Here is a 12,407-nt window from a genome sequence, read left to right as displayed (position 1 = left end):
TATGGAAGCATTAAAATTAGAGCTAAAAGAAAAAATCATCACTCTTTTGAATCTTGAAGATGTAAATGTAGATGAAATTCAAGATACTGATGCGCTTTTTGGCGACGGTCTTGGCCTTGATTCCATCGACGCTTTAGAGCTGATTGTGATGCTTGACAAAGATTATGGAATCAAATTGTTAGATCCAAAAGAGGGAAAAGCAATCTTCCAATCGATCAATTCAATGGCTTCTTACATCACAGAACACAGAACAAAATAACAAATGAGCAAAGTTGCCATAACCGGAATGGGAATTATTTCTGCCATCGGAAACTCCGTGGAAGAGAATCTGAATGCCTTGCTGAGCGGTGTTTCTGGGATTTCGACTATTGAAAATATAGACACAAATCACAGAAATAGCATTAAAGTAGGCGAGATTAAAATGACCAATCTTGAGTTATCGCGATTGCTTGATTTGCCCGAAGACAATAATTTTTCAAGAACAGCTTTGCTCGGCCTTTATGCTGCAAAGCAAGCCGTCAAAAATGCAGGAATAGAAAATAGCAACGAGTATAAAACGGGACTAATTTCTGCCACAAGCGTTGGCGGAATGGATATGACCGAACGTTTTTTCTATGATTTTATCGAAAATGAAGAAAATCGCCGTTATATTTTGATTAATGACGCGGGAGATTCTTCGCATAAAATTGCTGATAATTTAGGCATAAACGGAATTGTAACTACTATAAGTACAGCGTGTTCGTCTTCTGCAAATGCAATTATGCTTGGCGCAAGATTGATTAAATCTAAACAATTAGAGCGCGTGATTGTGGGCGGAACCGATGCTTTGTCAAAATTCACGATCAACGGTTTTAAAACGCTGATGATTTTGTCAGACACTTTTAACACGCCATTTGATAATAACCGGAAAGGTTTAAATCTTGGTGAAGCGGCGGCTTATTTGGTTTTAGAATCAGATGAAATAGTGCAAAAAGAAGGAAAAAAAGTCTTGGCTTATGTTTCTGGTTATGGAAATGCGAACGATGCTTTTCACCAAACAGCTTCTTCAGAAAATGGAGAAGGCGCTTTTTTGGCAATGGAAAAAGCGTTAAAACTGGCTAATTTAAATCCAGAGGATATCGATTATATCAACGCTCATGGAACGGCAACTCAAAACAACGATTTGTCTGAAGGAAGAGCGATTGAAAGTGTTTTTGGTAAAAATGTTCCTGATTTTAGCTCTACAAAACCATTTACAGGCCACACATTAGCGGCTGCGGCTGCGATTGAAGCGGTTTACAGTATTTTGGCTTTGCAAAAAAACATCATTTTTCCAAACTTGAATTTCAAGACAAAAATGGAAGAATTTGATTTGGTTCCGGTAACGGAATTAAAGGAAAAAAATATCGAAAATGTGTTGTCAAATTCCTTCGGTTTTGGAGGAAATTGTTCAACCGTAATCTTTTCAAAAAGCAAATGAAAAAAGTATATATCAATGGCTTAGGAAATATTTCGTGCCAAAAGACTTTTGATTCCGTCTTTTTGGAAGAAGTAGTTGTAGAAACAGATGAAAATGTTTTGACAGCAAAAGAACCCGTTTACAAAGATTATATTTTACCTGGAGCAAGCCGAAGAATGGCAAAAGGTGTCAAAAACGGCATCGTGGCTTCGGCAATTGCAATGAAAGAGGCAAATGTTTCAACGCTTGATGCAATCATCACGGGAACGGGTTTGGGCTGTATTGAAGACTCTGAAAAATTCTTGAAATCAATCATTGATAATAAGGAAGAATTTTTGACTCCGACGTCTTTTATCCAATCGACTCACAACACTGTGGGCGGGCAGATTGCACTTGGACTGCAATGCAAAGCCTATAATTTTACGTATGTAAATGGCGGAATTTCGTTTGAATCGGCGTTGCTTGATGCAAAAATGCAATTGGAAACGGAAGAATCTGAAACAATTTTAGTGGGTGGAATTGATGAATCAGCTGATTTTACCACAAATTTTTTCAAGATTGCGAAGGTTATCAAAAGTGATAATGAAAAAAATAGTTCTATTTTAGACCAAAAAACTAAAGGGCACATTGCAGGAGAAGGCGCTACTTTTTTTATCTTAGAAAATAAGAAAACAGCTAATACGTATGCTGAAATTGCTTCAATTTCGTTTGTAAATAGGTTAGACCCGAATCAAATCGAAAGTCAAATCGAAAGTTTTTTAGCTGAAAATTTATTGGCTGTAAAGGATATTGACGCTGTAATTTTAGGAATTAATGGTGATGTAGATTTTGACAAATATTACGAAGCTATTTCTAATAATCTTTTCAAAAACACTGCACAAATTTATTACAAACATCTTTCGGGAGATTATCACACGGCTTCTTCTTTTGGAGTTTGGGTAGGTTCAAAAATCTTGAAATTGCAAGAAATTCCAGAAATAATTCGGTTGAATTCGGTTGTAAAAAGCAATTATAAAAACGTTTTGATCTACAATCAATATCTTGGAAAAGACCACAGTTTCTTACTTTTAAAACAATGCTAACACACAAAAGCAATACTTTTTTCTTGCTTGCTGTTTTATTTCTATTGTCAATTTTGAGTTTTTACATAGAAATAAAAGGGTACTATTTTGTGCTGATTTTTTTCTTTTGGTTGCTGATTGCAGTGGCTGGTTCGGGGTTGATTCGGATGAATTATCACTTAAAAGCGCATTCGCGAAGTTTTTCTTCCGATAGAAAAATTGCCATAACTTTTGATGATGGACCGACTGAAATTACGCCAGAAGTTTTAGATGTTTTAAAGAAAAATAATGTGAAGGCAACCTTCTTCTGTATTGGAAATCAAATCGAAAAACACCCTGAAATTTTTGATCGAATAATTGCAGAAGGTCACGTGATTGGAAATCATTCCTTTACACATTCAAAAAACATCGGTTTTTTCTCCAAAAAAAAGATGTTGGAAGAAATTTCACAAACCGATATTTCAATCACGAAATTTTTAGGCAAGAAACCAAGATATTACCGACCGCCGTTTGGTGTCACAAATCCAAATATTGCAAAAGCGTTGAAAGAGACAAAACATTTTGTAATCGGCTGGAATGTGAGGTCTTTGGATACCAAAATTAAAACCGAACAGAAGATTTTAAAACGAATCAAATCTAGAATTTCTCCAGGTTCGATTATTTTATTGCACGACACTTCTTTAAAATCGCTTCGGGTTTTGGAACAATTATTGGTATTTTTACAAGAAAATAATTATGAAGCGGTTACGGTGGAACAGCTTCTGGAAATTCCTGCTTATGAAAATTAAAATCTTTACAACGCTACTTTTTTTATGCTCGATTGTGGCTTTTTCGCAAGAACAAAAAATGTCTGAAAGCGAGATTTCAAGCTTCAAAAATGCGGTAAATAACACAGCAAAAAGTACCAAAACGCTGACTGCCGATTTTATACAATACAAACATCTAGACTTTCTTGAAAAAGATATCGAAACCTCTGGGAAGATGAATTTTAAAGCTCCGGGGGCATTGCAATGGGAATATTTGAAGCCGTACAAATACAGTATCGTATTTAAAAACAACAAAATTTATATCAATGACGCCGGCAAAAAAAGCAATATTGATAATAATAAGATGTTTGACAAGTTGAACAAATTGATCGTTGGTAGCGTGAACGGAAATATGTTTGACGACAAAGAATTTACCATTTCCTATTTCAAAACAAGGGATTTCAACATCACCAAATTGCTTCCGAAAGATGCGACTCTAAAAAAATACATCAAGCAGATGGAACTTTATTTTGACAAATCGGGCACGGTTTCGCAAGTAAAAATGATTGAATCTTCAAATGATTTCACCAAAATTATCTTTAAAAATAAAGCCATCAATGCAAAAATCGACGATTCCGTTTTTAATAATTAGTTTTTTTTTATTGGTTGTATTGAATTCTTGTGCTGTAAAAACGGTTCAAGATTTCGACAAAATTCCGGTTTCAAAAGCTATTTACAAAACACCTTACTTTTCAGATAAGTCGGTAGATTATGTTTACAAATCAAGCATTTCAGTTTATGGAAGAGATTTCGGAGGCATTTTCATAGCAAAAAAAATCAACGAAACCACGCACCGAATTGTTTTTACGACTGAATTCGGAAACAAATTATTTGATTTTGAAATTGCAGGAAACGAGTTTAAAGTAAATTTTATTTTAGAAGAATTAGACCGAAAAATTATCGTGAATATGCTCAAGCGCGATTTTATGCTTTTGCTTATAAATGAATTTCAAGTGGATGAAGAATTTGAAAATACTGATTTCACAGTTTTAAAATCAAAAGAGGACAAACGATTTAATTTTTTATTTGTAAGTAAAAAAAATATAAAGCTCGAAAAATTAGTACATTCCACAAAATCAAAAGAGAAAATCAGCATTGAATATTTGTCAGAAAACAATACTTTAGCAGAGAAAATAATCATTGATCACAAAAATATCAAACTAAGAATCGAACTTAATTTTTTGAGAAACTAATTTCCCCTACTTTATGAAAAAAGCAATCGTTGCCTCCTTATTTTTATGTCTTGGAATTTCAAATCTGAATGCCCAAGTTACTTTTAAACCCGGAGTTAGAGGTGGTTTGAACTTGTCAACCATCACTCAAACGGAGGGAACTTACAGGCCAGATTTTTATTTGGGCGTTTTTGGCGCAATAAATTTTACAAAAGTGTACACATTGCAACCAGAAATAAATTATTCTCGACAAGGCGTAAATGATATTTTGCTTTACGATTACAATTCAAATTCAAATGAATATTATTTAAAAAATGACGATATATCGGTAAATTACATTTCGTTGTCTGCAATGAATAAATTTACAATTGCAAATCGTTTTCAAATTATGGTCGGACCAACATTAGATTTTGTTGTTGGCAAAGATTCAGAATATATTTATTCGGATGCTGATTTAGCTGTTAATTTTGGTTTAGGATATAAATTCCCTAATGGAATTTCTGTTGAAGCTAGGTTTAAAAAAGGGATTGCTGAAGTTTTGTATAATAATTATTACTATAATGATAATGATAATTATTTTTGGGGAGATTGGAATACAAACAACGTCTTTCAATTAGGAGTTTCTTACGCTTTCAACTTAAAAAGCAAAAATAAATAATGCTATTAAAAGATTTTTACCAAATTCAAATTATCGATAAAATTTCGGATACTAAATATGTAGCCCAAATTCTTTTGAACGAAAATCACGACGTTTTCAAAGGACATTTTCCTGGAAATCCAGTCACTCCAGGAGTTTGTATGATGCAAATCATTAAGGAATTGTCGCAAAATATTACGGGATTTTCATTGCAATTAAAAAGTTCCTCGAACGTGAAATTTATGGCTTTGATCAATCCAGAAGTAACTCCAGAACTTAAATTAGAATTGGAGATTACTTCAATTGAAGACGACGTAAAAGTAAAAAACGCTACTTCTTTTGGAGAAACTGTGGCACTAAAATTGAGTAATACCTATAAAAAAATTATAAAGTGAAAGGCCTGATTTTATTCTTTTCGTTGTTTGTTTTATTTGTTGCTCCAGAACTTTCTGAAGTCAGGAAACAGTACACGAATGCGATAGAATCCAAAGAAAATGCTCAAAAATTTTACAAATTACTTGAAGGTGTTTCCAAGCAAGATTCAAAAACTTTAGTCGCTTACAAAGGTGCTTCCATCGCTTTGCAAGCAAAATTTTCTCCTAAAAAAGAAGACAAGAAAAAGCAATTTATCGAAGGAACGCAACTTTTAGATTATGCTTTAAAAAATGATTTTAACAATTTAGAAATCAGGTTAATTCGGTTGAGCATTCAAGAAAATACGCCGAAGATTATGAAATACAAAGCAAATATTGCCGAAGACAAACAATTTATTGTGTCAAATTTTTCAAAGCAATCGAACTCTTTAAAAGATTTTGTTCGTGTGTATTTGAAACAATCTAAAGTATTTTCTGAGATTGAAAAAGCTTCGATGCAATAGTTTTTTGCCAAAGAAAATTAAAAAGTATCTTTGCAGGCAATCCCCGAAGGAATCAATGAATGGACGCGTCGTTAGAAATTTATGAGAAGATGAAAAGGCAAAAGTGCTGTGTTATTATTCCTACGTATAATAATCACAAAACTTTAAAACGCGTTATTGACGGCGTATTGAATTTTACCCAAGATATCATCATTGTCAACGACGGTTCGACCGATTCCACTTCCCAAATTCTTTCAAATTATCCAAAATTAACTCAGATTCACCTTGAAAAAAATCAAGGAAAAGGAAATGCTTTAAAAGTAGGTTTCAAAAAAGCCAAAGAATTACAGTTCAAGAATGCAATAACCATTGATTCTGACGGTCAGCATTTTCCAGATGATATTCCGGTTTTTATCGAATATTTAAAACAAGAAGGAGAAATTCTTTTGATCGGAAGCCGAAATATGGCGCAAGAAGGCGTTCCAAAAAAGAGCAGTTTTGGAAATAAATTTTCTAATTTTTGGTTTTGGTTTGAAACCGGAAACAAATTAGAAGACACGCAATCGGGCTTTCGATTGTATCCTTTGGATAAAATTCCGAATCGTTTTTTTACCAATAAATTTGAATTCGAAATTGAAATTATTGTGCGTTCGGCTTGGAACGGAACGCGTGTGAAAAACATTCCTATTCAGGTTTTGTATGATATGAGCGAACGTGTTTCGCACTTTCGACCGTTCAAAGATTTTACCAGAATCAGCATTTTAAATACTGTTTTGGTGGCAATCGCGATCTTTTATATCAAACCAAGAGATTTTTTCAGGAGGCTTAAAAAAAAAGGATTTAAGCAATTTTTTCTTGAAAATATTTTAGAAAGCCAAGACAGCAAAATGACTAAATCGCTTTCCATTGCTTTAGGCGTTTTCATCGGAATCGCTCCTTTTTGGGGATTTCAAACGGTTTTGGTTTTATTTTTGGCGTATGTTTTGCGTCTGAATAAAGTGATTTCTTTTGCTTTTTCTAACGTAAGTTTTCCACCGTTTATTCCGCTTATTATTTTTGGGTCGCTTAAAATTGGAGGCCTATTTATGGAAAATCCGCAAGATGTTTTCCCAAATTCCTATACAGATTTTGACCAAATTAAGCAACATCTCGTTCAGTATCTCATCGGAAGTTTTATCTTAGCATCGATTATGGCTGTCATTTTTGGCCTTTTAGGATACATTTTGATGACCATTTTCAGTTCCAATAAAAACAAACAAATCAGAAATGCATAAGTATTTCATCGCCATACATTTTTTCATCAGCAGAAACCGAATTGTATCGGTTTTCTTTGCGTTTTTGATTTTAGCACTCTTCGGGTTTTTTGCTTCTAAAATTAAATTTGAGGAAGATATTACCAAGCTAATCCCAAAGAGCGAACGTTCTGATGAAACGGCAAAAGTCTTGGGACAACTGAATTTTGCAGATAAAATTACCGTAATTTTTAATGCCGAAAAAGGTGCAAGTTCCAATGATTTGACCGAAATGGCAACGGTTTTTTTAGACAGTTTGCAAAGTTGTGATGCTTATATTAATTCAGTTCAAGGACAAGTTGACGACGAAAATATCCAAGAAACTTTTGGCTTTGTGTATGAAAATCTTCCTTTGTTTTTGGATGATGCCGATTATGAAAAAATTCAAGAAAAGTTAAGAAGCGACAGCGTTTCAGAAACAGTTTCAGTGAATTACCGAAATATTATTTCGCCAACCGGAATCGTGACCAAAGATTTTATATTGCAAGATCCACTCGGAATTTCGTTTATCGCTTTAAAAAAATTACAGCAATTAGGGACGAGCGATGATTTTATTCTTGAAAACGGATTTGTTTTGACCAAAGACAAAACCAAATTATTGCTTTTCATAAACCCGAAATTACCCGGAAGCGAAACCGAAAAAAACACGCTTTTTGTCGCCAAATTAAAGTCAATCCAAGAAAATCTCAACACACAATTTAAAGGGAAAACCAAGCTCGATTATTTTGGTTCCGCATTAATTGCCGTGGCAAATGCCAACCAAATTAAAAGCGATATTCAAACAACGGTTTTTATCTCGATGGGTGCGTTAATGCTGATTCTGTGTGTGTATTACCGAAAATTTTTCATCCCGATTATCATTTTTATCCCTACGATTTTTGGGGTTTTGGCTTCATTGGCTTTGCTTTATTTTTTAAAAGGAACAATTTCTGCCATTTCATTGAGCATTGGCGCGGTTTTGCTTGGTGTTACAGTCGATTATTCGTTGCATATTTTGACGCATTACAAGCACAATAGCGACATCAAAACGCTCTACAAAGACATCACAATGCCACTGATAATGAGCAGTACGACCACGGCGGTTGCTTTTTTGTGCCTGCTTTTTGTGAAATCAGAAGCCTTGCAAGATTTAGGGATTTTCGCTTCTTCGAGCGTCATCATCACTTCCTTGTTTTCGCTTTTGATAATTCCGCATTTGTACACGCCAAAACCGGGCGAAAGTTTAGAGCGAAAAACTGTTTTGGATAAAATGGCTGGTTTTGCATTTGAGAGAAATAAAATACTTGTGCTTTCAAGTATTGTGATTATTATCGTGAGTTTGTTCACGTACCAAAAAGTAGGCTTTAACAATGATATTTCGCAATTGAATTATGTTCCAAGTGACATTAAAAAAGCAGAAAAAGATTTAGAATCATCCACGAGTTTGACTTCGAAATCTTTGTATGTGGCGGTTTACGGAAATTCTATTGACGAAGTTTTGCAAAAAAACAGAAAATTATACCAAGATTTAAGTCAAGAAAAAAACGAGAATAAAATTTTAAATTTCAGTTCTGTCGGAAGTTTATTGCTTTCAAAACAAGAACAGCAAAAGAAAATTGACAGGTGGAATTCTTTTTGGGACCAAGATAAAAAGTCAAATCTGACAAAACAATTAATTTCAAACGGACAAAAATTTGGGTTTAAACCCACGGCTTACGAACCATTTTATGAACTTCTAAATAAAAATTTCGGGCAAGTTTCGTACGAAGAATTCTTAAAAATTAAAGCTTTGTATTTGCAAGAATTTGTAACCGAAAAAGAAGGTTTTTTCACGATTTCTACCCTAATAAAAGTCAACGAAAAACAGCGTGAAGCCTTGGTCGAAAAACTTTCAAAGGACAAAAAACTGATTTTGATTGACCGTCAAAAAATGAACGAAACATTTTTAGGAGAATTAAAAAACGACTTCAATTTGTTGGTCAATTATTCATTTATTGCAGTGGTTTTAATTCTGTTTTTATTCTTCCGAAGAATTGAATTGGTTTTGATGAGTTGCATTCCAATAGTCATCACAGGTCTTGTTACCGCTGGAATTATGGGGATTTTTGACATCCAATTAAATATTTTTAGCTTAATTGTTTGTACGTTAATTTTCGGTCACGGAGTCGATTTTAGCATTTTTATGACAAGTGCTTTGCAGAAAGAATATTCCACCGGAAAAAACGAAATGGGAACGTATAGAACGTCTATTTTGTTGGCGGCATTGACGACCATTTTAGCCATTGGCGCTTTGGTTTTTGCATCGCATCCAGCCTTAAAATCAATTTCAAGCGTTTCATTGATTGGAGTTTTTGCAGCGTTGCTGATTACATTTATTTTTTATCCAATATTATTTAGATTTTTTCTTTCTTCAAGAGTAAAATCGGGAAAATCGCCTTTTGAATTCAGAACGCTGATTCATTCGACTTTATCTTTTATTTATTATGGTTTAGGTGGGTTTTTGCTTTCGATTTTTAGTGTTTTATTCGTGAAAATTCTTCCGATAAAACGACAAACGAAGATTAGGGCGTTTCATTATCTGATGTCGAAATTTATGAAATCGGTGCTTTATACGAATCCATTTATAAAGAAAAGAATAATCAATTTGCAAAATGAAACGTTCGAAAAACCAGCTGTTATCATTGCAAACCACACGTCATTTTTAGATATTTTGGCGATGGGAATGCTGAATCCGAAGATTGTTTTTTTGGTAAGCGACTGGGTCTATAATTCTCCAATTTTTGGGAAAGGTGTTCGCCTGGCAGGATTTTATCCGGTTTCACAAGGTCTGGAAGGTGGCGTGGAACATCTTCGCGAGAAAGTAAACCAAGGATTTTCGTTGATGGTTTTTCCCGAAGGTTCGCGCTCGACTGACAATCATATCAAGCGTTTTCACAAAGGTGCCTTTTATTTGGCAGAACAATTTAATTTAGATATTCTTCCGGTTGTAATTCACGGAAATTCGGAAGTTTTGCCGAAAGGTGATTTTATCATAAATGACGGTCTCCTGACTTTGAAAATCCTTCCGAGAATTACGCCAGAAAATAAATATTTTGGAGAAAATTATGCAGAAAGAACCAAAAAATTAAGTGGTTATTTCAAAGAAGAATTTCAGCAAATGCGCATGGATATTGAAGATGAAAACTACTTCAAAAAGATGATCATAAAGAGTTTTGCTTACAAGGAAAGGGCTATAATTTCTTCCGTAAAAGATAATTTGAAATTGAATTTGGCGTTGTTTTATAATTTAAATAAAGTCATTGAACCCAAAGCAAAAATCCTTAGAATTGCTGATGATTACGGAGAATTCGATTTGCTTTTAGCGTTGCAAGAATCTCAGCGAAAAGTTGATTCTTACATTGAAAATAGCGAAAAAAGAGAAATTGCATCAACAAATTACATTCTGAAAAAGCGTTCGATTTCCTATTTAAATTCGTTAGAAAATTTAGATTTTAAGTATGATATTTTGATTGTAAATTCAGAAGATACATTGCTTGCGGAAGAAGCATTTTTGTCTAATTTCAAAAAAGTGATTGTTTTGGATCCTTCCACTGCAACTTTTAAAATATTGTAATTAATTGTATATTCCATAAAAATAAAACGCTGTGAAAAACGAATATGATGTAGTGATTATCGGAAGCGGTCTTGGTGGCCTTGTTTCGGCAATTCTACTTGCGAAAGAGGGTTACAGCGTGTGTGTGCTTGAAAAAAACAATCAGTTTGGTGGAAATCTCCAGACTTTTGTGCGTGATAAAACTATTTTTGATACCGGAATTCATTATATCGGAGGCTTAGAAAAAGGACAAAATCTCTATAAATATTTCAAATATATTGGAATAATGGATGATTTGAATCTTAAAAAAATGGACGAAGATGCGTTTGATATTATTTCTTTTGGAGACGACACAATCGAATATCCGCACGCGCAAGGTTATGAAAATTTCATTCAGCAATTGCTCACTTATTTTCCGGAAGAAGAAGCTTGCCTTCGTGAATATTGCCGAGAAATTCAAGAAATTTGCAACTCATTTCCTTTATACAATTTAAAATTTGGAGGCGGTTACAGCGAAGAAATTCTATCCAGAAATACCAATGAATTTTTAAATAACCTTACGGATAACCAAAAATTAAAAGCGGTTTTGGCGGGTTCCAATTTCTTATATGCGGGAATTGAAGATAAAACGCCGTTGTATGTGCACGCTTTATCAGTGAATTCTTATATTCAAAGTTCATGGCGTTGTATCAACGGAGGAAGCCAGATCACGAAGCAATTAATCAAGCAATTAAAGAAATACGGAGGCGAAGTCTATAAATACAAGGAAGTCAATGGTTTTGGTTTTGAAGAAGGAAAATTAGTTTCTGCTAAAATTAATGAAAATGAAGAAGTTTTTGGCAAGTTATTTATCTCGAACATCGAGCCAAAAACGACGCTGAAAATGATCGGGGAAGAAAAATTCCGAAAACCGTTTTACAAACGTGTCCAGAGTTTGGAGGGCGTTCCGTCGGCGTTCAGTATTTATATCGTTTTTAAGCCCGAAAGTTTCAAATATTTCAACCACAATTATTACCATTTCAATAACAGCAACGAAGTTTGGAAAGCCAATGATTACAAGGAAGAAACATGGCCAAAAGCCTATATGGTTTCCATGAATGTCGGCAAAAAGATGGAAGTTTGGGCCGAAAGCATGACGGCGATAACCTATATGAAATTTGACGAACTTGAAGAATGGGAAGCGACAAAAAACACGACTGCTGATGAAATGGACCGTGGCGAATCGTATCAAGAATTTAAAAAACGAAAGATTGAAAAATTCTTAAAAGCGTTAGAATTAAAATTTCTTGGAATTCGGGATTCTATAAAGTCCGTTCACGCGTCAACACCTTTGTCTTACCGTGATTATATTGGTGGTGATCGAGGAAACTTATATGGATACATTAAAGATTCAAACAATCCGATGAAGACGTTTATTACGCCAAAAACCAAAGTAGAAAACCTGTTTTTGACTGGACAAAGCATCAATATGCATGGTGTTTTGGGCGTGACCATTGGCGCGGTTGTCACCTGTTCTGAAATCGTCGGGAAAGAATATCTGATCAATAAAATTAATGCTGAAGTCAGTTAGTTAG

The 12,407-nt window shown here is 34.2% G+C and carries 12 protein-coding genes; all 12 read left to right on the top strand.

The genetic code is table 11. The features are described from left to right. Position 1 precedes the first annotated feature (1 nt). Genes EG849_RS00625 through EG849_RS00570 form a run of 12 tightly spaced genes read left to right on the top strand, consistent with a single transcriptional unit; the run spans position 2 to position 12,403 of the window. On the top strand, positions 2–259 hold the full coding sequence (locus tag EG849_RS00625; protein WP_125011149.1) for a phosphopantetheine-binding protein: 258 nt from the start codon (positions 2–4) through the stop codon (positions 257–259). 3 nt (positions 260–262) lie between these two features. Further along, complete coding sequence (locus EG849_RS00620; protein ID WP_125011148.1) at positions 263–1,459, top strand: beta-ketoacyl-[acyl-carrier-protein] synthase family protein; 1,197 nt, start codon at positions 263–265, stop codon at positions 1,457–1,459. Then, on the top strand, positions 1,456–2,520 hold the full coding sequence (locus EG849_RS00615; RefSeq protein ID WP_125011147.1) for a beta-ketoacyl synthase N-terminal-like domain-containing protein: 1,065 nt from the start codon (positions 1,456–1,458) through the stop codon (positions 2,518–2,520). The genes EG849_RS00620 and EG849_RS00615 overlap by 4 nt, the downstream gene beginning before the upstream one ends. Beyond that, entirely contained in the window at positions 2,514–3,287 is a 774-nt protein-coding gene (locus EG849_RS00610) for a polysaccharide deacetylase family protein (RefSeq protein WP_125011146.1), read from the top strand. The genes EG849_RS00615 and EG849_RS00610 overlap by 7 nt, the downstream gene beginning before the upstream one ends. After that, complete coding sequence (locus EG849_RS00605; RefSeq protein ID WP_125011145.1) at positions 3,277–3,897, top strand: LolA family protein; 621 nt, start codon at positions 3,277–3,279, stop codon at positions 3,895–3,897. The genes EG849_RS00610 and EG849_RS00605 overlap by 11 nt, the downstream gene beginning before the upstream one ends. Continuing rightward, complete coding sequence (locus tag EG849_RS00600; protein ID WP_125011144.1) at positions 3,863–4,498, top strand: hypothetical protein; 636 nt, start codon at positions 3,863–3,865, stop codon at positions 4,496–4,498. Before EG849_RS00605 ends, EG849_RS00600 begins: the two co-directional genes overlap by 35 nt. A gap of 13 nt (positions 4,499–4,511) precedes the next feature. Next, positions 4,512–5,135, top strand: a complete 624-nt coding sequence (locus EG849_RS00595) for an outer membrane beta-barrel protein (RefSeq protein WP_125011143.1) — start codon at positions 4,512–4,514, stop codon at positions 5,133–5,135. Beyond that, the gene (locus EG849_RS00590; protein WP_125011142.1) at positions 5,135–5,509 is read left to right on the top strand and encodes a 3-hydroxyacyl-ACP dehydratase; all 375 of its coding nucleotides are present in this window, start codon (positions 5,135–5,137) and stop codon (positions 5,507–5,509) included. Before EG849_RS00595 ends, EG849_RS00590 begins: the two co-directional genes overlap by 1 nt. Further along, positions 5,506–5,991: a hypothetical protein gene (locus EG849_RS00585; protein ID WP_125011141.1), complete on the top strand. Its 486-nt coding sequence runs from the start codon at positions 5,506–5,508 to the stop codon at positions 5,989–5,991. Before EG849_RS00590 ends, EG849_RS00585 begins: the two co-directional genes overlap by 4 nt. Before the next feature lie 59 nt (positions 5,992–6,050). After that, entirely contained in the window at positions 6,051–7,244 is a 1,194-nt protein-coding gene (locus EG849_RS00580) for a DUF2062 domain-containing protein (RefSeq protein ID WP_125011140.1), read from the top strand. Then, entirely contained in the window at positions 7,237–10,854 is a 3,618-nt protein-coding gene (locus tag EG849_RS00575; protein WP_125011139.1) for a 1-acyl-sn-glycerol-3-phosphate acyltransferase, read from the top strand. The genes EG849_RS00580 and EG849_RS00575 overlap by 8 nt, the downstream gene beginning before the upstream one ends. Before the next feature lie 31 nt (positions 10,855–10,885). Next, positions 10,886–12,403 carry a phytoene desaturase family protein gene (locus EG849_RS00570; protein WP_125011138.1) on the top strand — a complete coding sequence of 506 codons (1,518 nt, stop codon included), beginning with the start codon at positions 10,886–10,888 and terminating at the stop codon, positions 12,401–12,403. Positions 12,404–12,407 lie beyond the last annotated feature (4 nt).

Source organism: Flavobacterium macacae (genome assembly GCF_003865365.1).
Taxonomy (GTDB): domain Bacteria; phylum Bacteroidota; class Bacteroidia; order Flavobacteriales; family Flavobacteriaceae; genus Flavobacterium; species Flavobacterium macacae.
Note: the sequence above shows the minus strand (reverse complement) of the source record. Positions and strands in the feature narration are given on the sequence as shown.